Raw genomic sequence first — 20,978 nt, 5'->3', positions numbered from 1 at the left:
GTTTATTTTGCTATGACGGTCAAGCGGACACCCCATCACGATCTTGCGCTTGTTCAAACGAAGTTCGCTACGGTCGATAGCCTGATTATCAAGACCGTCGCGCTTAAGAATGCCCGGAGCCTTGGGTATGATCGGACGGATATTGTCGAAGCGGTGCAGTCGCTGGAGCGGGGTGATTTCGTGAAGTCTGAGACGGCGCATAGTCCGCCGAACCATCGGGTTTGGCACGATACCTATAATCTGCCCTGGGATGGGCGGTGGCTCTATCTGAAGTTCGCAGGCGAGACCTTGATCGACATAGCCCTAACTTCCTTCAAGGAACGACACGATGACCGAGAGTGAGACGCGGATCGATCCTGAGACCGGCAAAACCCTGTATCGCGGCGTGCGACCGCAAGCCGTAACCTATGGCACCCTGACGCGCATCGTCGATGTGCCCGGCTGGTACCCCGAAGACCCTGAGGACAATAATGGCCTTCACACGGGCGAGGATATTGCCGAGTCGGATCGGGTCTTTCTCGAACTCAAGGCCGCTTACGGTGCGCACGTCCGCCATATCCGCAAGAACCGGCTGAAGCTCACCCAGGAGGAGGCCGGTCGGCTGATCGGCGGCGGGCGCAGGGCCTTCCAGAAGTACGAAAGCGGCGCAACCCCGCCCAGCGATGCGGCGGTAGCGCTGATCGAAATTCTCAACCGGCACCCGGAGGAAATCGAGTTCCTCCGGCAGATGCGAGAAGAGACGGGTCGGGGCGCGGCCTAGCCCCTAAAACGCCCGCTCGTCGTAAATCTTCCGCACGTCGCCCTGCCAGGGGCCGTGGAACGCCTCCAGCAGATCGTCGGCAAAGCTGCGGCCGCTGGCGGCGATGGCGAACAGCGCATCGAGGGTGTGGGTTTCATCCTCGCCGTGGCCGTTGAAGCGGCGACGGTTGCGCAGCCCCTCGCGGGCGATGGTCAGCATGGTCAAGGCAACCTCGCGCACCGTTTGGCCCTTGAACGGGGTGGCGAGGCCGCGCGCCGGAACGCTCGTGCGAAGCGTGGCGTGATCCTCCGGCGTCCAGCCCTTCACCAGATCCCAGGCGGCATCAAGGGCCGTCGTGTCATAGAGTAGCCCGACCCACAGGGCGGGAAGCGCGAGCAGGCGCTTGGTCGGCCCGGCATCGGCCCCGCGCATTTCGAGGAACTTCTTCAGCCGCACTTCCGGGAAGACCGTGGAGAGATGGTCGATGAAATCGCCCACATGGGCGCGCTCGCCGGGCAGGGCCGGAAGTTTGCCGTCGATAAAATCGCGGAAATTTTGGCCCGAGGCATCGATATACTTCCCGTCGCGGTAGACGAAATACATCGGCACATCGAGCATATAGTCCACATAGCGCTCGAACCCCATGCCATCTTCGAACACGAAGGGCAGAATGCCGCAGCGGTCGGCGTCGGTATCGGTCCAGATGTTACTGCGGAAGCTCTGGAAGCCGTTCGGACGGCCTTCGGTGAACGGCGAGGCGGCAAACAGCGCGGTGGCGAGCGGTTGCAGGGCCAGCGACACGCGGAACTTTTTCACCATATCGGCTTCGGAGCCGTAATCGAGGTTCACTTGCACAGTGCAGGTGCGCAGCATCATATCGAGCCCGAGGCTGCCGACTTTCGGCATATAGGCCTTCATAATGGCGTAGCGACCCTTAGGCATCCACGGCACTTGCGCGCGCGTTGCCAACGGATTGAAGCCCGCGCCCAGAAAACCGAGGCCAAGCTTGTCGCCAATGGCCGTCACTTCTTGAAGATGGTTCAGCAGTTCGGCTTCGGTTTCGTGCAAGGTGGCAACGGGTGCGCCCGACAGCTCGAACTGGCCGCCCGGCTCCAGACTAACCGAGGCTTTGCCGCGCGTCAGCGCAATCGGATGATCGCCTTCCAGAACCGGCGTCCAGCCGTAGTCGGCGGCCAGCGCTTCCAGCAGGGCGCGAATGCCGCTCGGCCCGTCATAGGCGGGGGCGGCGAGACTATCGCGGTGAAAGACGAATTTTTCGTGCTCGGTGCCGATGGACCATTGGTCGGCGGGCTTGGAGCCACTGTCGAGATAGGCGACCAGTTGGCGCTTATCGGTAATCACATCGCCCAGACCGGAAGGGGTGCCCGCCATAGAATTCCTCGTTTTCCGCCGCACCGCCTCGACAGGCCGGGGGCATTTATCGTGACGCCAGCGCGCTGCCGCGCGGTCCCTGTTTCCGCCAATCGCCCCGCTGCGCCTGAACAAGCGCCAGCAAGGCCATCGCCGCCGTGTCGGCCCGCAGAATGCGCGGCCCCAAGCTCACGCGCAAGACAAAGCCCGCCCGTTCAGACGGGGCCAAGCTAACGCCGTTAACTTCATCGCCACCATGCCGAGGCTTGTCGGTGATTGCAAGCGCCTTCAAGGCCTCTCGCTCGTTCGGATCGAACCCGCCCTCCGGCCCAATCAGCACCGCCAGCGCGACCGACTCGGGAAGCCCTGCGAGGGCTGACAGGGCGTCCGGGGCATCGCCCGCCTCATCGGCCATCAGCAGCACACGATCTTGCGGCCAATCGGCGAGAAGTTTGGCGAGGGGTTGCGGTTCGGCCACCTCCGGCAGCGTCAACCGCTCGCACTGCTCCGTCGCCTCCTGGGCAATTGCGCGCAGCCGCTCGGTGGTGACACGCCCGGCATTGGTGCGGCGGGTGAGCGTCGGGATCAGCCGGGACGCGCCGAGTTCGGTGGCTTTTTCCACCATCATATCCAGCCGCGCGCGTTTGATCGGCGCGAAGCACAGCCACAGGTCGGGCTCGGGGGCGAAGGGGCGCGTGAGTTTTTCGATCCGCGCGAGCCCGCTGCGCTTATCGAGCTTTTCGACCACGGCCAAAGCCTCGCCGTCGCGGCCATTGATCAGCGCCAATTTGTCGCCGGGGCCAAGGCGCAGCACAGCGCGCAGATAGTGGGTTTGCGCCTCATCCAGGGCTAGGCCGTCGCCCGGCGTCAAGTCAGCCTGAACAAACAGCCGGGCTGCAAAAATATCATCCTCGGAGGCCATGATGTCGCCTTGATCCTTTAGTGTAAGGAAGAACGGGTACAGCAAACGTAATACGGCAGAGTTTACCGTCTTCCGCTGGGCTGAAAATCCGTCATGATAAGCGTCGAGTCGAGAAAGATCGGGGGAGCCGCGTGGACGCCAGCAATCAGCTTATTCTGCTTATCGGTACGCTGCTATTGCTGAGCATTTTTGCGGGCATGGTCTCGACGCGCGTCGGCGCGCCTTTGTTGGTGGTGTTCCTCGCGCTCGGTATGCTGGCTGGGGAAAATGGGCCGGGCGGGATTCTGTTTTCCGACTTCCAGGCCGCCTATACCATCGGCAGCGCCGCCCTTGCGATTATTCTGTTCGAAGGTGGCATGCGCACGCCGATCAGCCAGTTTCGGCAGGCGGGGCTACCTGCTTTCGTGCTGGCCACCGTGGGCGTTGGGCTCTCGGCAGGGATCGTTGCAGGCGCGATTGCGCCTTTCTCCCATAATTGGGTGCAGGCGTTGCTGATGGGGGCGATTGTTGCCTCCACCGATGCCGCCGCCGTGTTCGGCCTGATGCGGCAGAATAAGGTCGATATCCACAAGCGCGTGCGGGCGACGCTGGAGGTCGAGTCGGGTCTGAACGATCCAATGGCGATTTTCCTAACCCTGCTGCTGGTGACGATCCTGGCGCCCAACAGCGAGGGGGCTGTGAATGTTGGGCCGATTCCGTTCTTTTTGCTGCAAATGGTGGGCGGTGCAGCGTTCGGCGCGGCGGGCGGCTTTGCGTTGCGCGGCATTTTAAGGCGGATCGACATTGAGGCCGGCCTCTACCCGATTTTCACCTTGGCGGGCGCGCTCATGGTGTTCGGCGCGGCCCAAAGCGTCCACGCCTCGGGCTTCCTTGCCATTTATCTCGTGGGGCTGCTGGTCGGCCATCAACGCAGTAAAGCCCATGCCGGGATCGAACGGTTTCTGGATGCTTTCGCCTGGCTTGCCCAGATTGCCCTATTTCTCATGCTGGGGCTGCTCGTTACCCCGGCATCGCTGGTCGAATATCTTGGCCCTGCCCTTTGGGTGGCGCTGGTGCTGATGTTCGTGGCGCGCCCGCTGGCAACCGCCCTTTGCCTGCTGCCATTCCGCTTTAACTGGCGCGAGGTGATCTTTGTCTCTTGGGTCGGTTTGCGCGGCGCGGTGCCGATCTTCTTGGCGATTGTGCCGGTGCTCGCCGGTGCGCCCGGCGGCATGGCCTATTTCTCCGTCGCCTTCGTGGTGGTGGTGCTGTCCTTGCTGGTGCAGGGCTGGACACTCGCCCCCTTGGCTCGCCTGCTGCACCTGACCGTTCCGGCCGAGCCGCCGCCCCCCGCGCGCTTCGATATCGACCTGCCGGGCACAGTGGAGGGGGAGAATGCCGTCTCCGGCTATGCGGTTTCTCCCAATAGCGCGATTCTAGCCAGGGCCGACGGGGCCTTGACCCTGCCCGGCGACGCCAAAGTGCTGATGTTGCTGCGTGAAGGGGTCGCCCTCGGCCCCAATGCCGCCGCAACTCTGGTGCCCGGCGATTATCTGCTGATCCGCGCCGATGCCGCCTACATGGGCCAGATCGACCGGCTGTTTGGCCCGAAATCGACCCGCATTGCCGATCCCGATGCGCTCTTAGGCGAGTTCACCATCGATGGCTCGCGCACGCTGGACGATTTCGGCAAACTCTACGGCGTGCCGATCCCCGAGGGCTCCGGCGGCCTCACGATTGCTACCTATCTGGCCGAAAAGCTCGCAACTTTGCCAACCGTCGGCGACCGGGTGCGCATGGGCCCGATCGACTTGATCGTGAAAACCGTCGAAGAGGATCGGATTATCGAAGTCGGGATCGATCTTGAACCCGAACGCCCGCCTGCGGGCATGGAGCGTTGGGCCAAAATCACCCGGGTTTTGCGTGAGGGGTTCCGCTTCCGTCATAACCGCCAATAATCACAAGCAATCCTAAGAAATGGACTAGACAGAGCGGCCTGCTTGAACCCAGTTAAGGGCACGGTTAAGGTTTCACCAGGCATGGCTTTTCTTCTTACCTTAATTGAATGCGAGATTCGAACGATGCCCTTAAAATCAATGCGGATCGGGCCGCGCTTAGCCCTTGGTTTTGCTGCCATTCTTGTGCTGATGGTGGCGCTGACCGTTATCAGTATCCGTGAAGTCAATAAGATCGACGCGGGGCTTACCGAGATCAACGACGTGAATAACGTCAAGCTGCGCTATGCGATCAACTTCCGGGGCAGCGTTCACGACCGTTCGATCAGCGTGCGCGATTTGGTGTTGATTAGCGATGCCGCCGCCGCGCGCGGTGTGGTGAGCGAGATTGACCAGCTCACGCGCTTCTATGCCGAAGCTGCCGATCCGCTGGATAAGCTTTTTGCCAGCCGCACCGATATTACCGCTGAAGAGCCCCGCCTTCTTGCCGCCATCAAGGAAACCGAGGCGAAAACCCTGCCCCTGATCGGGCAGGCGGTCGCCGCCCAGCAGAAGGGCGATGCAGGGCAACTCAAACAAAGCGTTGAACAAGCCCGTCCGCTGTTCGTGGAATGGCTTGGGCGGATTAACCAGTTCATCGATTTCCAGGAAAAGAAGAACAACGCCATTGCCAATCAGGCGAGCAAAATTGCGAAAGGCTTCGCGGTGCTCAGTATGGTCCTTGCGGGTGGGGCGGTCGTGCTGGGGGCCGGGCTCGCTTTCTGGTCAATGGGCTCGGTCCGCCCGCTACGAACGCTGGCCGAAACAATGCACAAACTCGCAACGGGCGATCTCGCCGTCACCATCCCCGGTACGGGGCGCGGAGACGAGGTGGGCGAAATGGCGAGCGCGGTGCAAGTCTTCAAAGATAATGCCGCCGAAGTTCAGCGCCTCACGGCGGAACAGGAGGCCGCTAAGGCCCGTACCGCCGCCGAACGCGCCGCCGCGATGCGCGACCTCGCGGATCGTTTCGAGCGGAGCGTTAGTGCCGTTGTCGAAGCGCTCGGCACCTCGGCGCGCGATTTGAATATCGACGCGCGGTCGATGACCGCCGCCGCCGACAGCACCAATCAGCAAACGCAAAACGCCGTCGCCGCCGTGGAGCAAACCGCAACGAACGTGCACTCGGTTGCCGCTGCCGCCGAGGAGCTTTCGGCCTCGATCCGTGAAATCGCCCGCCAAGTCTCGCAATCCACCACGATTGCCGGGCAAGCGGTCAATCAGGCGGAGAAAACCAGCCGGTCGGTGAGCGGGCTCGCGGTTGCCGCCCAGCGCATCGGCGAAATCGTGCAGATCATCGAATCGATTGCCAGCCAGACCAATCTTCTCGCCCTGAACGCCACGATCGAAGCCGCCCGCGCCGGGGAAGCGGGTAAGGGCTTCGCCGTCGTCGCCGCCGAAGTGAAGACGCTGGCCAATCAAACCGCCCAGGCGACTCAAGAAATCCAGGCGCAAGTTAGCCAGATTCAAGCGGCCACCTCGGAAACCGTCACGGAAATTGGCGCGATTGGGACGGTCATCGGGCAGATCAACGATATCACCACGACGATTGCCACCGCCATTGAGCAGCAGGGGGCCGCGACGGGCGAGATTAGCCGTAACGTTCAGCAGGCAGCCAGCGGCACGGAAGAAGCCTCTCGCGCCGTCACCACCGTTTCGGCGGTGGCTGCCGAAGCCGGCTCCTCGGCCGCCCACGTGCTGAGCGCCGCCGCAGCGCTCGCCTCCCAGTCCGATAAGCTGAAGGTGGAAGTGGAAGGTTTCGTTCAGTCGGTGCGCTCGGCCTGAGCCGCGTCGATCCGGGCCAGGGTTTCCGGCGTATACTGGGCCGCAAACTCGGTGCTCGGCGGAATTGGGGTGATGATGTCGATCAGCACCCCATTTGGATCGGCGGTAATGAAATGGCGCTGACCGAAGCTCTCGCTGCGTAAGCTCAGCAGAATCGGCAGGCCTGCCGCCGTGAGCCGCGCATATTCGGCGTCCACGGCCTCCACTTCGAAGTTTAGAATTAGTCCGGCGCTGGGAGCCCGTCCCGGCGCCGGAATTGTTTCGTGGCGATAGTCCAGCGCGGCCAGATTAATCGCGGCATCGGCGCTTGACTGAAGATGCACGTACCATTCGCAGCTAAAGGCCCGGATAAAGCCGAAGTGGGTTTCGTAGAAACGGGCGGTTTCCTCAACGTTAGCGGTGAGCAAAACCGGGTAATAGGCCGTGCAGCGCATCGGAACCTCCTGGTCGAAATCGGGAATAAATGATACAAGCAGCCTGTATTTATCTTTAAACATACAGGCTGCACGTATGCAAGAGGGAAAACCCCGCCCAGCCCCCGTGCCGCAAGCCGACCGGCGCGCCGCCACCCGGAGCGCCCTGGTGAGCGCCGCGCGCGCGCTGTTTGCCGAGCGCGGCTACGGCGCAACCGGCACGCCCGAAATCGTTGCCGCCGCTGGCGTTACGCGCGGCGCGCTCTACCATCATTTCGCCGATAAGATCGATCTGTTCCGTGCCGTCATCGACGCCGAACAGCGCGCGCTGGTGGCCGCGATTGATGCCGCAACGGCAACGCCGACCGATCCAATCGGGGCGCTCATCGACGGCGGCGCGGCCTATCTTTCAGCAATGGGCGATGCGGGGCGGCGGCGGTTGCTGCTGGTCGAAGCGCCCTCCGTGTTGGGGCAGGCGGAGGCCACCGCCCTTGACCTTGCCCGCAGCAGCCTCGCCGAGGGGGTCGATGCAGCGCTGGCGGCAGGGGTCCTTCCCCCCTTCCCGGCGAAGGTTTTGACCGATCTGCTGGATGCCTTGTTCGACCGGGCCGCCACCGCCGAATCCGACGCGCAAGGAAACTATCTTGCCGTCATTTCCGCTCTTTTACGGGGGTTGTGCCGGAGCCATACTTGACCGGGACGGAAAGTCGCCGCATCGTCGCGGCCAGAAGTACACTTAGTCACCCGAGGGAGAGAAACGCATGGATATCGCAGGACAGGCCGCCGTTATCACGGGCGGCGCATCGGGACTCGGCTATGGCAGCGCCAAGGCGCTGATCGCAGCGGGGGCCAAGGTCGCGCTGATCGATCTTCCGGGCGCAAAGCTCGATGACGCCGCCGCCAGCCTCGGTGCCCTCGCCTGCCCCGCCGATGTGAGCGATGCCGCGGCGGTGGAAAGCGCGATTGCGAAAGCCGCCGCCGCCCATGGCCCTGCCCGCATTCTCGTCGGTTGCGCCGGAATTGCCCCCGCCGCCCGCGCAGTGGGACGCGACGGGCCGATGGCGCTAGATGCTTTCAGCAAAGTGATTTCGGTGAATTTGATCGGCACCTTCAACGCCGTGCGCGTTGCCGCCGCCGGGATGCTGGCGCTGGAGCCTTTGGCCGAGGGCGAACGCGGCGTGATTATCACCACGGCGTCGGTCGCCGCCTTCGAAGGCCAGATCGGCCAAGCGGCCTATGCGGCCTCGAAAGGCGGGGTTGCGGCGATGACGCTGCCACTGGCGCGCGAGTTCGCCCCGAAAGGCGTGCGGGTCATGACGATTGCGCCAGGGATTTTCGGAACGCCGATGCTGGCCGCCATGCCGCCGGCGGTGCAAGAGAGCCTTGCCGCCTCGGTCCCCTTCCCCTCGCGCCTCGGCACGGCGGAAGATTACGCAGAGTTGGTACTCACCATCTGCCGCCAGACCATGCTAAACGGCTCCACCATTCGCCTCGACGGCGCGATTCGCATGAACGCGAAATAGCGAAAGTTCGGGCGGGGACCAACGCCCCCGCCCGACACGTTTACATTTTCGGCAGGGCAGCGATATCGCGCAGCACGCCCGACAGGCCTTTGAGATCGGCCTTCTTCGTCGCCTTGCCCGTGGCGATATCGACCGTATAGAGGCTTTTGCCCGAGACGAGGTAGCCGAGGTTCCCGCCTGCGCCATCGGCGACGATATCGAAGGCGATGGGGGAGGCCAGTTTCGCCCCCAAAGCCCCACGGGTTTTCAGAATCCCGTCGTTGGGCGGCGCTTGCACGAGGAAGGTGCCCAGCGTGCTATCGATATCGTAGAGCCCGGTTTCCTTGGTTCCGGCGAAGGAATTGCTATAGGCCCCCGCCTGCACCAGCGGCGCTTTGCCAGCGGCGGCATCGGCCGGATCATATTTCAGCGTGCCATCGACCGTAACCATACCGCTATCGACATTGATGCGGTAGCTCGCGCCATCGATGCCGAGCACGCGCAGCCGGTCGGCCACCGGGTTGAAATCGACAACGGGATTGAGGCCGGTATTGACGCCCTGATTAAGCTGGCTCGCCCGCGTCGCCGTTCCCGTCTTGGGGTCCACCGTATAAAGCCCGCCGCTCAGGGTGAGCGCATAGAGCTTGCCGTTAGACGGGCGCACGTCGATACCGACGACGGTTCCTTCAATGCCTTTGATCGGCATCGGTTTGGAAGCGCGGGCCTTTTGGCCGTCGATCTGCACCAGTTTGTTGTCCGGCAGCAGCCCCACCCAGGAAGCCGCCATTTGCGCCGAAGCCGCCGCCGGTACGGCAGCCACCATCAATCCCGCCAGCGCGAAGCTTGCAAAGCGTGTCATATATCGCATCCTTAGATTTAGGAAATTGGGAAAGAGCCGAGACGTCTCACGCCCTCTTTAGGCGCGAGCCCGCCTCCCAGATGCAGCGTTTCAGCGAAAATCGCGTCCCGAAAAAATATAGACGTAAAGCTCTTTCCTTTGGCGGAATCACGCTATTTTAATGTGCCTGAATCAGATTGCGTGGATCGTTGGTATCCCAGAAACATCCACGTCGCGCTCGGCGTGCCACGCATCATAGGCCGCTTGCATCCGCAGCCAAATAGCAGCCCCATCGCCGAACATCTTGCCCAAACGCGCGGCCATATTGGGAGAAACCGGCTTTTTTTCCCGCAAGATATCGTAAAGCTGCTGACGGGATATGCCGAGAAGACTCGCAATTTCGGCTTTCGTCTTGCCGGTTGCGGGAATGATATCTTCCAGAAGCGCACCGGGATGAGACGGGCATCGTGAGAGGGGTCTTTGCACCTGAACGACGCTCATGCGGCTCTCCTAATGGTACTGCTCAAGATCGACTTGGGCAGCCTCTGTCCCGTCGAACTCGAAGGTGATGCACCAGGGACCGCTAACATGGACGGTGTAGCGCGTCGGACTAAAACCGTTCAGGGCGTGAAAGTTGAAGCCCGGTAAGTTCATATCCTCCGGTCGTTCCGCGACCTCAAGCCGGTCAAGCCGCAGCAGAAGCCTTTTATGGAGCTTTGCATCAATCTTACCAGATTTACCGGTCTCAAAAAGCACGGCCAGAGCTTTGCTTTTGAACGAAGCGATCATAGACTCAATGTAAGCTATCCGCTTACACACCTCAAGACCGACGATCTATGACGATGAGCAAATCACTATATTCTTGTTTTGTTCCTATATTTTGATACCCTTCCCCCATGCCCTCCTCCGCGCTCACCGATATCCAACTGCCCGCCCCCGTGCTGAAGGGCCGGGGGGCGATTGGGGCGGCGGATAATCGCTATGAGCGCCTCTCCCGCGTTGCGCTGGATGACGGCTGGAGCCAGGAAGAACAGCCGCCGCCGCAAACGGAGGTGAGCTTCGACCACAGCAAAAGCATTATCGTTCAGCAAACGGCGCTGGATTTGCCGTTTAGCCAATCGCTCAACGTCTATCGCGGCTGCGAGCATGGCTGCGCCTATTGCTTCGCCCGCCCGACCCACGCCTATTGGGGCCTAGCGCCGGGGCTCGATTTCGAAACCAAGCTGATTGCCAAGCCCGACGCGCCGCGCCTGCTGGCGGAAGCCTTGCGGCACAAGAAGTACAAGGTCGCGCCGCTCGCCATCGGCACCAATACAGACCCCTATCAGCCGATTGAACGCGGGTTGGGGCTGACGCGGCAAGTGCTGGAGGTGCTGCGCGATTTTCAACACCCCGTCGGCATCACCACCAAAGCCGCACTGATTACGCGCGATTTGGATATTCTCGCGCCAATGGCCGCGCAGAATTTGGTCCGGGTGGCCATTTCTGTCACCACGCTCGACCGCGACCTTGCCCGCCTGCTGGAGCCGCGCGCCCCCACGCCCGCCCGACGGCTTGAGGCGATTCGGCTACTATCGGACGCCGGGATTCCCGTCGCCGTTTTCGCCTCGCCGATGATCCCCGGCCTCAACGATCACGAGTTAGAGGCGATTCTAGAGGCCGCCGCCCAGGCGGGAGCGCAGTCGGCCAGCGCTATTCTCATTCGCCTACCGATGGAAGTCGCCCCCCTGATGGAAGCTTGGCTGCGCGAACACCGCCCCCAGCGGGCCGAAAGGGTGCTGTCGCTGATCCGCCAGTGCCGGGAAGGCCAACTCTACAAGGCTAAACCCGGCGAGCGCTTTCGCGGCACGGGGCCGGTGGCGGAAATGATCGGCCAGCGCTTGCGCCTCGCCCGCACGCGCTTCGGTCTTTCGGTCCCGGCTTGGGAGCTCGATTGCACCCGCTTTAAGCCGCCGCCTGCGCCGGGAGATCAATTCACCTTGTTTTCTTGAGGCGCTGTGCCAATCATGCCGCCCATGACGACCCGCAGCGATATTCAAGAAACCGGCCTTATCGCCCTGCTGCCCGCAGCGTGGCGGCCCTATGCCAAGCTCGCGCGGCTGGATCGGCCGATTGGCACGTGGTTGCTGCTGTTCCCCTGCTGGTGGGGGCTTGCGCTGGCAGGATCGCAGAGCCTTGGGCTGTATTTGCTTTTTGCCATCGGGGCGCTCGCTATGCGCGGCGCGGGCTGCACGGTCAATGATATGATGGACCGGGAGTTCGACCGGCAGGTGGCCCGCACCGCCCTGCGCCCGCTCGCCTCGGGCGAAATCTCGATGATGCAGGCGGGGGCCTTCCTCGCCGCGCAATGTTTCATCGGCCTCGCCGTGCTGCTGGCGCTGAACAAGACCGCCATCGCCCTGGGGTTGGCCTCGACGCTGCTGATCGCCGTCTATCCGCTGATGAAGCGCGTCACCCATTGGCCGCAGTTCGTGCTGGGGCTCGCCTTCAACTGGGGGGCCTTGATGGGCTGGACCGCCGCGCGCGGCACGCTCGATTGGCCCGCGCTACTGCTCTATGGCGCGGGGATTCTATGGACGCTCGGCTACGATACGATCTACGCCCATCAGGATAAGGATGACGACGCGCGCATCGGTGTGAAATCCACCGCGCTGCGCTTCGGCGCGGCAACCGGGCGTTGGTTGAGCTTTTTCTACGCGGGAACCGTGGCCCTGCTGGCGGCAGCGATCCTGGCCGCCGGGTGGGGCTGGGGGCTCGCGCTGACCGTCGCCCTGCTGGCCGGGGCGCATTTCCTCTGGCAATTGGTCTGGCTGCGCATCGATGATCCCGCCCAATGCCTGCTTCTCTTCCGCGCGAACCGCTTCGTTGGCTGGCTCGTGCTGCTTCCTCTGCTCCTCGGGAGAATACTTCTTGGCTGACGCGCTCACCTTCATTCGCGCCCAAACGGCGCTGAAACCGCCGAGCGCCGTTCCCGAACTTCTCCTGCATTTGGCCGATGAAGCTCTGCCGCTGTGGCAGGCGACCGAGGCCGAGTTGCAGCAATCGAACCTGCCGCCGCCCTATTGGGCTTTTGCCTGGCCGGGCGGGCAGGCGCTGGCGCGCTATCTGCTGGATCATCCCGAATTGGTGGCGGGTAAGCGCGTGCTCGATTTAGGCGCGGGTTGTGGAATTACGTCGCTTGCGGCAGCCAAAGCGGGCGCGATCTCGGTGCTGGCTGCCGATATCGACGTTTACGCCTGCACCGCCATCACCCTGAACGCCGAGGCCAATGGCCTGCCCCAGGTCCGCGCGCTCAGCACCGACCTGCTGGCAAACCCTCCCCCCGAGAGCATCGATCTGCTGCTGGTCGGCGATATGTGCTATGAAAAACCCCTGGCGGAAAAAGCCATAGCCTGGGGTCGCATTGTGGCGGCGCGGGGCGTGCCGGTACTCCTGGCCGACCCGGGCCGTGCCTATGTCCCTAAGACCGGTCTGATTGAGCTTGCTCGTTATACGATCCCAACGGTGCTGGACCTCGAAGACCGGGAGACGCGGGAGACCGTGATCTACGCGCTGACATAAACTTAGTTCCGCGAGGAGAATCGGACGATGACCGATATTATGCGCCTCCGGCTTCCTTATCTTGTCTCGATCCTATCCGTGATCGCGCTTTCGGGGTGCGATTTCACCCAAGCCTATCGCCTGAGGCACCCCAATACGGGGGAGGTTCGGAGTTGCTCTCAGTGGCGGGGCGATTATCCCAAAAGTGCGCAAGACGACGTCTGGACCTGCATCAAAGAGTATCAGGATAAGGGCTTTGCCCTCATCGACCCGCCGCCGGAATCGAAGCCTTAGCGCGACCGCTAATTCTCAAACGTCTCTTTAGGATACACGCCCCAAATCTCCGCCCGGCGCAGCCAGCCGCTTTGATCTGAAAGACCGCGAGGGGCGCGAGACGATTATTTATGGGGTGAGGGTGTAATCTTCGTTTCGTCACGGCGCGCCAAAGCCCGCGTCACGGCGTCGGGCTCGTGCGCTATAACGCGCAACAGAGTTCGGATCGGCCCACTCGGCACCCGACGGGCCGTTTCATACTGCCGAACCGCATGCACCGAAAACCCATAGCGGGCGGCAAAAGCTTCCTGAGTCAACCCAAGCCGCAACCGCAGTGACCGAACATCCTCTGCGGTCGGTGGCTCGACGGGACGCGCCAGAGCCGCCAGATCATGCGCCGAGAAAATCGGCGCGGTATCCTCATCGGCCTCCACCTGCGCCCTAATTTCGGCATCGCTGGTTGCATCGACCTTGGCCCAGTCGATTTTGGCTAGGTCGAGATCACTGCGGAAATGTTTGTCGATAGGCATAAGACTCTCCCTTATCGGCTTTCCGAAGGCTGATAATCCAACGGATAGGGTCATCGGCCGTACCGCGCCATGTGTAAACGCAAGTAAGAACCCGCCCCGCAACCTGCCCGAAAGCGATGATCCGGCGCTCGCCATAGTCGCGCCGCCTGTCGTCAAACTCTAAGGTGCCGGAATCAAACAGCGCCATTGCAATGTCAAACGGAAGCCCTCTTTCCGTTGCGTTTTTGTGGCTCTTATTCGGATCCCAGCCAAATCCCATGATTTAAAGGTAGGCCCATTGACTATATAGGTCAATGACCTACTCAAACGTCTCCTTCGGATACACACCCCAAATCTCCGCCCGGCGCAGCCAGCCGCGCACTTTGGGGAGTTCCAGGCGGCACCAATCGCCTTTGCACTCTTTCAGATCGCCGATCACCCCCGGCTCCAGGCGCGCCACGGCGGGGCCGTTCGCTTCCGGGCGGCGGCGGAGAATCTGCGGCTCGGTGCCGATAACGATGGCGGTGCGCTTGCCCGCGACCATGCGCTGATGCACCCAACCTTCGGTGCCATCGACCGCGCGGATCTTGCGCCAGGTTTCATATTCTTGGGTGATTTCCACGGGCATGCTGGCGCGGTTTAGCACCCATTCGATGGGATATTGCTGACCGGGGCCGAAGCGCAGGTTCACCTCGTCCGAGCGCAGCGACACGAACCGGGGAATCGGCAAAGAAGTATCGGTGCCCTGGGCCAAACCGGCGCTCGGGGCCAAAAGCACGCTGGCCGCGAGGGCCAAAAGGGAAAGACGATATCGCATTGCCGCAAAAAACTTTTTCATGGCAGAACCATTGGCACCCGCGCGGTGCGATTTCAAGATTGACCTTGCTCAACCCAGGGCCTTTTATCGCCCTGCCCAAACAAATGATCGATTGCCTCTAGGGGGGGAGCCCGCATGCCGACAAACCGAAAGAAACCCATCGTTGTCGTCACGCGCAAACTGCCTGACGTGATCGAAACCCGAATGATGGAGCTGTTCGACACGCGCCTCAACCTGGATGATCTGCCGTTGACGGTGGAGCAGCTTACCGAGGCCGTACGCACCGCCGATGTGCTGGTGCCGACCGTGACCGACCGGATCGATGAAGCCTTGCTGGCCGAAGCCGGGCCGAACCTTAAGCTCATCGCCAGCTTCGGCGCGGGCGTCGATCATATCGACCTGAAGGCCGCGAAGGAAAAAGGTATCACGGTTACGAATACGCCGGGTGTGCTGGCGGAGGATACCGCCGATATGGCGATGGCCCTTATCCTCGCCGTCTGCCGCCGCATTACCGAAGGCGAGCGGGTGTTGCGCGACGGCGAATGGCACGGTTGGTCGCCGAACTGGATGCTGGGGCGGCGGATTCACGGCAAGCGCCTTGGCATCGTCGGCATGGGCCGCATCGGCACTGCCCTTGCCCGGCGCGCGCGCGGTTTCGGGCTCTCAGTGCATTACCACAACCGGCACCGGGTGGCGGCGGACCTTGAGGGCGAGTTGGAGGCGACCTATTGGGAAAGCCTCGATCAAATGCTGGCGCGCATGGATATCGTCTCGGTCAACTGCCCGCATACGCCCGCGACCTATCACATCCTCTCGGCGCGGCGGCTGAAGCTCATTCAGAAACACGCCATCGTCATCAATACCGCGCGCGGTGAGCTTATCGACGAAAAGACCCTGGCCGATCTGCTGCTGGCGGGCGATATCGGCGGCGCGGGGCTCGATGTCTATGAGCGCGAACCCAATATCAATCCCAAGCTGCTGCGCGCCAAAACCGCCGTGCTGCTGCCCCATATGGCTTCGGCCACCTTGGAAGGGCGCGTGGATATGGGCGAGCGCGTCATCATCAACATCAAAACCTTCGCCGACGGCCACCGCCCGCCGGATCGGGTTTTCGAAGGGATGCTGTAGGACGGGGATGGACGCGCCCGCCCTCACCCGCGCTGGCGTGCTCGAAGTCTGGCAGACGGGAAGCGCTGCCCCTGCGGCGTTCCCCAAACATAGCCACGATGAAATGGTCATCTCCGCCAATCTTTCGGGCGGGGAAAGCCTGTGGCTCGACGGGCGCACCTACGAGGCGGGGCCGGGCGATGTAACGCTCTATATGCCGGGCGCGGTCCAAGCCTCCCGCTCGCTTGGGGACCAACCGTGGCAGTTCGTTACCCTCTACGCGCCGCCCGATTGGTTGGAGCAGGTGACGCAGAACCAGGTTCAGGTGCGCCGAGCGGTGGCCCCCGCCCCGCAAAGCTTAGCTTTCTTCCGAACCCTAGCCGGATTGCGCCATCCAGGCCGCGTTGAAGAAACGGCGCTGCTGTTGCTGGAGAGTCTGGGCGATCTGCTGGAGTTTGGCCCGCGCCGAGGCCTCGCATCCCCGCCCCGCGCGCCCCTCAGCGCCATTATCGACCGTCTCTGCGCCTTCGATTTACCGGTGCCCACTCTGGGGGAGTTGGCCGAACTGGCGGGTCTGAGCCCGACCGGCCTTGTGCGCGCCTTTCGCCGAACCCACGGGTTGCCGCCATTGGCTTGGGCCCTGGATCGACGCCTGATCGAAGCGCGGCGGCGGTTGCGGGGGGCCGAATCGCTGGCCGCGATTGCGCTTGATCTGGGATTTGCCGACCAAGCCCATTTCACCCGCGCGTTTCGTAAAGTGAGCGGCCTTACACCGGGGGCCTACCGCAAACGCGCTTCGACCGTCTGCTAGAACCGCCCTTGCGGCTAATCCTGTTCAAGACCAAGCGATGACAGCGGGGCATAGAAGGGGGCTTCTTACCTCTGAGGTCTGCCGTGATCGACCCTGCTCTGCTCTCTCTTCTCACCGCGTCGTTTCTCTTCGGCCTCTCGTTTAACGCTGCCCCTGGGCCGGTTTGGGCGGAATCATTGCGGCGCGGGCTCACCGGCGGCTTTGCCCCAGCGCTGGCCGTGCAGATCGGCTCGCTGGTGGGCGATGCCACCTGGGCCGGGCTCGGCTTGCTGGGCGCGAGCCTGCTGATCGACTCGCCGGGACTCATGAGCCTGCTGACGCTGGGCGGCGGTACGCTCTTGCTCTACATGGGGGCGCAAGGGGTTCGGGATGCCTTCCGCCCGCACGCAGAAGCTACGCCACGCCCGATTATCGGCCAAACCAGGGGAGCGCTATTGGCGGGGGCTGGGCTATCCTTGGGGAACCCCCAAAATATCGGTGTTTGGGTCGCTCTGGTTGGCGTGATGCCGAGCCTGGGGCTGGCAACCCCGACAGCGCGCGACCTTGGTTGGTTTTTCACCGGTTTCATGACCGCCTCAATCCTCTGGTGCTTCGTCTGCGCCGGGATCATTGCCCTCGCCCACCGCAATTTCAGCCCGCGCGCCCAACGGCTGATGACCGGCGCCTGCGGCGGGTTTCTGCTCCTGGCCGGGCTCGGGGTGCTGGGGGATTGGGTGCGCGGGATGCTGTAGGACGGGGCATTTGGCAGAAAATCGCGGTATCTTGTCCTATACGCTAAAAGCAAGCGCCGCCATGCTGGGGGTACTTTAACCGCTCGAGGAACTTCCCCATGCTGGCCTTACGCCCCAACTGCGAATGCTGCGACCGCGATTTACCGCCCGACGCTGATGCGCTCATCTGCACCTATGAATGCACCTTCTGCCGGGCGTGCGCGGAGGGGGTGTTTCAGGGGGCCTGCCCCAACTGCGGCGGCAATCTGGTGACGCGCCCGGTCCGCCCGCCGGAAAAACTCTTGAAGCATCCGGCCTCGACCGAACGGGTGTTGCGCGCGGCCCCGTGCGGGGAGCGGGTCGCTTAGGGAATATTCGGCTCCCCAACGATCTTGCCGAACAGGCAATGATCTTCCCAGACGCCATTGATCTTTAAATAGCGCTCGGCAAACCCTTCTTCGGTGAACCCCGAGGTGAGCAGCAGTTCCCGGCTGGGGAGATTGCGCGGCAGGCAGGCGGCTTCGACGCGGTGCAGGTCGATGTCTTTGGCCGCGAACTCCAGCACCAGGCGCAGGGCATCGCGCATATAGCCCTTTCGCGCGAAAGGCTCGCCGGTCCAATAGCCGACCGAGGCCATTTGCGCGACACCGCGCCGAACCGACGATAGGGTGATTCCCCCCACCAGCGCGCCTTCGCCGGTTGGGCCGTGGTCGGCGAGCGCGAAAATGAAAAACGCATAGCCGCGATCGTCGCGCCACGCCTGGCCTTGCTCGGTCAGCCGGGCACGGAAGCGCTGGCGCGACAGGCCATCTTCGCCCCAGGTTGGTTCCCACGGCTCCAGAAACGCGCGCGACGCGGTGCGCAGTTCGGCCCAGCGGGCGAAATCGGTCAGGCGGGGCGGGCGGATCAGCACCCGGTTGCCGCGCCGCTGAAGATCGGGAAAGCCTAGTCCGAAAAGGCTCATCGCCCGCCCGATAAGATTAGGCCGCTGCGCGGGATAGGCGGGCCGTCAACAGGGCCATCGGGTCCAGCGTCGCTTCTGGTCCCAGCAGCGCCAGCGTCGGCGGGGCGGTGATGAACCGGCCCCCGAGGCGGCGAATATCCTCGGTGCTCACCGCCGCCAACCGCTCCAGCACTTCCGCCACCTCGACCGTGCGGCCATAGGTAAGGAAATTTTGGGCGAGGGCTTCGACCCGCGCCGAGGTGCTTTCGCGCGCCATCAGCGTTCCCGCCCGCAACTGGGCGTGGGCGCGGGCGATTTCCGGCGCGGTCAGCGTGTCGGGCAGGCGTTGGATTTCATCGGCGATCACCGGAATGAGCTTCGCCAATTCCTCCGGCCCCGTGCCCGCGTAAATCCCCATCAGGCCGGTATCGCGGTAGGTGGAGGCGAAACTATAGACGGAATAGACCAGCCCGCGCTTCTCCCGCACCTCTTGGAAGAGGCGCGAGGACATGCCGCCGCCGAGAATCGTCGAATAAACCGACAGGGCGTAATAGTCCGGATCATTGGCGCTGACGGTGGGAAAGCCGATCACAAGATGACTTTGCTCCAGGTCGCGCGCCTCGATGTGCGTGCCGCCGATATAGCGCGCGTGGGCTGGCAGGGTTTCAATGGCGCTGCCGGTCATATCACCGAAGGCCGCCGAAACCAGCGCTTCGAAGGCGGCATGATCGATCTTCCCCGCCGCCGCGACGATCATATTCTTCGGGTGGTAATGGCGCTTCAAATAGGCGGAAAGCTGCTCGCGCGTGATGCTTTCGACGATCTCCGCACGCCCCAGCACCGGGCGGCCCAAGGGCTGATCCGGGTAGGCGATTTCCTGGAACTGGTCGAAAATCACATCGTCCGGCGTGTCCATCGCCTGACCGATTTCCTGCAAAATCACGGCGCGCTCGCGGGTGAGCTCTTCCCCATCGAACACCGAATTCAGCAGAATATCGGCGAGCAACGACACGGCGAGCGGCGTGTCGGCGGCCAGAACCTTGGCGTAATAGGCCGTATGCTCGCGCGTGGTATAGGCGTTGAGATGCCCGCCCACGTCTTCGATTTTCTCGGCAATCTCGCGCGCCGACAGGCTCAACGTGCCCTTGAAGGCCATATGCTCCAGCACGTGGGCGATGCCGTTTTGCTCGGCGGCTTCATCGCGCGTGCCAACGCCCACCCAAACGCCGAGCGAGACGGTTTCGGCGCTCGGCATATAATCGGTCAGCACCGTCAGCCCATTGCGGAGCGTGGACAAAGTCACCATTAAGCGAAGGCTCCCAAGCGCAGTTCCGCGCTCACATAATCACGAATGACCGCCGCTTTCGCGGGCAGCACGGTAAAGCGCTCTTGCGCGGTCATCAGATGCGCCAAATGCGGCGGCAGCGGCGCTTCGAAGCCCAAGGCCTGACGCACCGCCGCCGGGAATTTCGCCGGATGGGCACAGGCGAGCGCGACCATCGGGTCGCGGTCATTGCCCTGCAAGCGCTGCATGCTGCCAACCGCAATCGCCGAATGAGGATCGAGAATCTCACCGGTTTGCTCGTACACCCGGCGCATCGTGGTGAGCGTATCCTCATCCGAAAGTTGGGTGGCGGAGAAGAGGCGCTGCGCCCGCTTCAGCCTATCGGCTTCCAGGTGAAGTTTGCCGGTCGTGCGGAACTCGGCAATGCGGCGGGCGACTTCCGCCCCGTCGCGTTCCAGCAGATCGAACAGCAGGCGCTCGAAGTTGCTCGACACCTGAATATCCATCGACGGCGATAGGCTCGGCTCGACCCCGGCAATCGACATATCGCCGGTGGTGAAGAATCGCGTGAGAATATCGTTGCGGTTCGTGCCGATCACCAGCCGGTCAATCGGCAGGCCCATGCGCTTGGCGCAATAGGCGGCGAAGACATTGCCGAAATTTCCCGTGGGAACGGCGAAATTAATGTGCCGATCCGGCGCGCCGAGTTGCAGCGCCGCATACACATAATAAACAATTTGGGCGACGATCCGCGCCCAGTTGATCGAGTTGGCGGCGGATAAATGCGCTGCATCGCGGAAAGCCAGATCCGCGAACAATTCCTTCACGATATCCTGGCAATCATCGAAAGTGCCTTCCACGGCAATCGCGCGCACATTCGCCGCTGGAACCGTCGTCATCTGCCGCCGCTGCACGTCCGACACGCGGCCGTGGGGGTAGAGAATGAACACATCCACCGCGTCGCGGTCGCGGCAGGCTTCAATCGCCGCCGAGCCCGTATCGCCGGAGGTTGCACCCAAGATCGTCACGCGCTTGCCCTGCTTCGCGAGCACATGATCGAACAGCCGCCCCAAGAGTTGCAGGGCGTAATCCTTGAAGGCAATCGTCGGCCCGTGGAACAGTTCCATCAGGTAGGAATTGGTATCGAGCTGCTTCAGCGGGGCCACCGCCGGATGCCGGAACCCGGCATAGGTTTTGGCGACGATATCGGCCAAATCCTCTTCGGAGATCGTCGAGCAGACGTAAGGGGCCAGCAGCCGCGTCGCAAGATCGGCATAGGACAGGCCGCGCAACGCGCGCCAATCGGCCAGGGTGAAACTGGGCCATTCCGCCGGAACGTAGAGACCGCCATCGCGGGCGAGGCCGGTCAGCAACAGATCATCGAAAGCCAGATCGGGCGCGGATCCGCGCGTGCTCACATAGCGCAAAGTCTGTCCAGTC

At 62.8% G+C, this 20,978-nt stretch carries 26 protein-coding genes; 14 read left to right on the top strand and 12 right to left on the bottom strand.

The annotated features are described in order from the left end of the window. Window positions 1-12 precede the first annotated feature (12 nt). Together ACIQ36_RS01420 and ACIQ36_RS01415 are read left to right on the top strand one after the other, a co-directional pair. Complete coding sequence (locus ACIQ36_RS01420; RefSeq protein WP_395824734.1) at window positions 13-342, top strand: type II toxin-antitoxin system MqsR family toxin; 330 nt, start codon at window positions 13-15, stop codon at window positions 340-342. Next, window positions 329-760 carry a type II TA system antitoxin MqsA family protein gene (locus ACIQ36_RS01415; protein ID WP_395824731.1) on the top strand — a complete coding sequence of 144 codons (432 nt, stop codon included), beginning with the start codon at window positions 329-331 and terminating at the stop codon, window positions 758-760. The genes ACIQ36_RS01420 and ACIQ36_RS01415 overlap by 14 nt, the downstream gene beginning before the upstream one ends. A gap of 3 nt (window positions 761-763) precedes the next feature. Here the strand turns inward: ACIQ36_RS01415 and ACIQ36_RS01410 are convergent, their stop codons facing one another. Both ACIQ36_RS01410 and ACIQ36_RS01405 read right to left on the bottom strand, forming a co-directional pair. Beyond that, window positions 764-2,131, bottom strand: coding sequence for a glutamate--cysteine ligase (locus ACIQ36_RS01410; protein ID WP_395824728.1), 1,368 nt, complete (start codon window positions 2,129-2,131; stop codon window positions 764-766). 46 nt (window positions 2,132-2,177) lie between these two features. After that, window positions 2,178-3,032 carry a 16S rRNA (uracil(1498)-N(3))-methyltransferase gene (locus ACIQ36_RS01405; protein ID WP_395824725.1) on the bottom strand — a complete coding sequence of 285 codons (855 nt, stop codon included), beginning with the start codon at window positions 3,030-3,032 and terminating at the stop codon, window positions 2,178-2,180. A gap of 131 nt (window positions 3,033-3,163) precedes the next feature. Here ACIQ36_RS01405 and ACIQ36_RS01400 point away from each other — a divergent pair, with 131 nt between their 5' ends. Together ACIQ36_RS01400 and ACIQ36_RS01395 are read left to right on the top strand one after the other, a co-directional pair. Beyond that, window positions 3,164-4,969 (top strand): potassium/proton antiporter, encoded by a 1,806-nt coding sequence (locus ACIQ36_RS01400; protein WP_395824722.1) that lies wholly within the window; start codon window positions 3,164-3,166, stop codon window positions 4,967-4,969. Between the two features lie 123 nt (window positions 4,970-5,092). After that, the gene (locus ACIQ36_RS01395; protein WP_395824720.1) at window positions 5,093-6,790 is read left to right on the top strand and encodes a methyl-accepting chemotaxis protein; all 1,698 of its coding nucleotides are present in this window, start codon (window positions 5,093-5,095) and stop codon (window positions 6,788-6,790) included. Here ACIQ36_RS01395 and ACIQ36_RS01390 read toward each other — a convergent pair. After that, window positions 6,769-7,224: a VOC family protein gene (locus ACIQ36_RS01390; protein ID WP_395824717.1), complete on the bottom strand. Its 456-nt coding sequence runs from the start codon at window positions 7,222-7,224 to the stop codon at window positions 6,769-6,771. The two genes, ACIQ36_RS01395 and ACIQ36_RS01390, sit on opposite strands and share 22 nt — an antisense overlap. Window positions 7,225-7,300: 76 nt before the next feature. Between ACIQ36_RS01390 and ACIQ36_RS01385 the strand changes: the two genes are divergently transcribed. Next, entirely contained in the window at window positions 7,301-7,897 is a 597-nt protein-coding gene (locus ACIQ36_RS01385; protein WP_395824715.1) for a TetR/AcrR family transcriptional regulator, read from the top strand. A 67-nt stretch (window positions 7,898-7,964) separates the two neighbouring features. Beyond that, window positions 7,965-8,726, top strand: coding sequence for an SDR family NAD(P)-dependent oxidoreductase (locus tag ACIQ36_RS01380; RefSeq protein ID WP_395824713.1), 762 nt, complete (start codon window positions 7,965-7,967; stop codon window positions 8,724-8,726). 40 nt (window positions 8,727-8,766) lie between these two features. Here the strand turns inward: ACIQ36_RS01380 and ACIQ36_RS01375 are convergent, their stop codons facing one another. From ACIQ36_RS01375 to ACIQ36_RS01365, 3 genes are all read right to left on the bottom strand, one after another. Continuing rightward, on the bottom strand, window positions 8,767-9,564 hold the full coding sequence (locus ACIQ36_RS01375) for a DUF4394 domain-containing protein (RefSeq protein ID WP_395824710.1): 798 nt from the start codon (window positions 9,562-9,564) through the stop codon (window positions 8,767-8,769). A 171-nt stretch (window positions 9,565-9,735) separates the two neighbouring features. Continuing rightward, the gene (locus ACIQ36_RS01370) at window positions 9,736-10,044 is read right to left on the bottom strand and encodes a HigA family addiction module antitoxin (RefSeq protein WP_395824707.1); all 309 of its coding nucleotides are present in this window, start codon (window positions 10,042-10,044) and stop codon (window positions 9,736-9,738) included. Window positions 10,045-10,053: 9 nt separating this feature from the next. Next, a complete protein-coding gene (locus ACIQ36_RS01365; RefSeq protein ID WP_395824704.1) occupies window positions 10,054-10,332 on the bottom strand; it encodes a type II toxin-antitoxin system RelE/ParE family toxin in 279 nt (92 codons plus the stop codon). Between the two features lie 107 nt (window positions 10,333-10,439). On the opposite strand from ACIQ36_RS01365, the gene ACIQ36_RS01360 reads away from it, so the two are divergent. Genes ACIQ36_RS01360 through ACIQ36_RS01345 form a run of 4 tightly spaced genes read left to right on the top strand, consistent with a single transcriptional unit; the run spans window position 10,440 to window position 13,377 of the window. Next, window positions 10,440-11,534 (top strand): PA0069 family radical SAM protein, encoded by a 1,095-nt coding sequence (locus ACIQ36_RS01360; RefSeq protein WP_395824701.1) that lies wholly within the window; start codon window positions 10,440-10,442, stop codon window positions 11,532-11,534. A 15-nt stretch (window positions 11,535-11,549) separates the two neighbouring features. Next, on the top strand, window positions 11,550-12,461 hold the full coding sequence (gene ubiA / locus ACIQ36_RS01355; RefSeq protein ID WP_395824698.1) for a 4-hydroxybenzoate octaprenyltransferase: 912 nt from the start codon (window positions 11,550-11,552) through the stop codon (window positions 12,459-12,461). Further along, window positions 12,454-13,104, top strand: coding sequence for a class I SAM-dependent methyltransferase (locus ACIQ36_RS01350; protein ID WP_395824695.1), 651 nt, complete (start codon window positions 12,454-12,456; stop codon window positions 13,102-13,104). The genes ubiA and ACIQ36_RS01350 overlap by 8 nt, the downstream gene beginning before the upstream one ends. A 27-nt stretch (window positions 13,105-13,131) precedes the next feature. Further along, window positions 13,132-13,377: a hypothetical protein gene (locus ACIQ36_RS01345; RefSeq protein ID WP_395824692.1), complete on the top strand. Its 246-nt coding sequence runs from the start codon at window positions 13,132-13,134 to the stop codon at window positions 13,375-13,377. A 104-nt stretch (window positions 13,378-13,481) separates the two neighbouring features. On the opposite strand, the gene ACIQ36_RS01340 is transcribed toward ACIQ36_RS01345, so the two are convergent. Genes ACIQ36_RS01340 through ACIQ36_RS01330 form a run of 3 tightly spaced genes read right to left on the bottom strand, consistent with a single transcriptional unit; the run spans window position 13,482 to window position 14,682 of the window. Continuing rightward, a complete protein-coding gene (locus ACIQ36_RS01340; RefSeq protein ID WP_395824689.1) occupies window positions 13,482-13,886 on the bottom strand; it encodes a helix-turn-helix domain-containing protein in 405 nt (134 codons plus the stop codon). Beyond that, entirely contained in the window at window positions 13,858-14,145 is a 288-nt protein-coding gene (locus tag ACIQ36_RS01335) for a BrnT family toxin (RefSeq protein ID WP_395824686.1), read from the bottom strand. The genes ACIQ36_RS01340 and ACIQ36_RS01335 overlap by 29 nt, the downstream gene beginning before the upstream one ends. 39 nt (window positions 14,146-14,184) lie before the next feature. Then, window positions 14,185-14,682, bottom strand: a complete 498-nt coding sequence (locus ACIQ36_RS01330) for an SH3 domain-containing protein (protein ID WP_395824683.1) — start codon at window positions 14,680-14,682, stop codon at window positions 14,185-14,187. A gap of 135 nt (window positions 14,683-14,817) precedes the next feature. On the opposite strand from ACIQ36_RS01330, the gene ACIQ36_RS01325 reads away from it, so the two are divergent. From ACIQ36_RS01325 to ACIQ36_RS01310, 4 genes are all read left to right on the top strand, one after another. After that, window positions 14,818-15,810, top strand: a complete 993-nt coding sequence (locus ACIQ36_RS01325; RefSeq protein ID WP_395824680.1) for a 2-hydroxyacid dehydrogenase — start codon at window positions 14,818-14,820, stop codon at window positions 15,808-15,810. A 7-nt stretch (window positions 15,811-15,817) separates the two neighbouring features. Continuing rightward, a complete protein-coding gene (locus ACIQ36_RS01320; RefSeq protein WP_395824677.1) occupies window positions 15,818-16,600 on the top strand; it encodes an AraC family transcriptional regulator in 783 nt (260 codons plus the stop codon). Between the two features lie 83 nt (window positions 16,601-16,683). Next, complete coding sequence (locus ACIQ36_RS01315; RefSeq protein ID WP_395824674.1) at window positions 16,684-17,331, top strand: LysE family transporter; 648 nt, start codon at window positions 16,684-16,686, stop codon at window positions 17,329-17,331. Between the two features lie 98 nt (window positions 17,332-17,429). Continuing rightward, entirely contained in the window at window positions 17,430-17,678 is a 249-nt protein-coding gene (locus tag ACIQ36_RS01310; RefSeq protein WP_395824671.1) for a DUF1272 domain-containing protein, read from the top strand. On the opposite strand, the gene ACIQ36_RS01305 is transcribed toward ACIQ36_RS01310, so the two are convergent. From ACIQ36_RS01305 to thrC, 3 genes are read right to left on the bottom strand one after another with little or no spacing between them, the layout of a single operon-like run. After that, window positions 17,675-18,274, bottom strand: a complete 600-nt coding sequence (locus ACIQ36_RS01305; protein ID WP_395824668.1) for a GNAT family N-acetyltransferase — start codon at window positions 18,272-18,274, stop codon at window positions 17,675-17,677. The genes ACIQ36_RS01310 and ACIQ36_RS01305 overlap by 4 nt on opposite strands. Before the next feature lie 16 nt (window positions 18,275-18,290). Then, on the bottom strand, window positions 18,291-19,559 hold the full coding sequence (locus ACIQ36_RS01300) for a M16 family metallopeptidase (RefSeq protein ID WP_395824665.1): 1,269 nt from the start codon (window positions 19,557-19,559) through the stop codon (window positions 18,291-18,293). Then, window positions 19,559-20,965, bottom strand: coding sequence for a threonine synthase (thrC, locus tag ACIQ36_RS01295; RefSeq protein ID WP_395824662.1), 1,407 nt, complete (start codon window positions 20,963-20,965; stop codon window positions 19,559-19,561). The genes ACIQ36_RS01300 and thrC overlap by 1 nt, the downstream gene beginning before the upstream one ends. Window positions 20,966-20,978 lie beyond the last annotated feature (13 nt).

Origin of the sequence: Elstera sp., from assembly GCF_044372965.1 — a bacterium.
Classification (GTDB): Bacteria; Pseudomonadota; Alphaproteobacteria; order Elsterales; family Elsteraceae; genus Elstera.
This window is presented reverse-complemented; position numbering and strand designations above follow the sequence as displayed.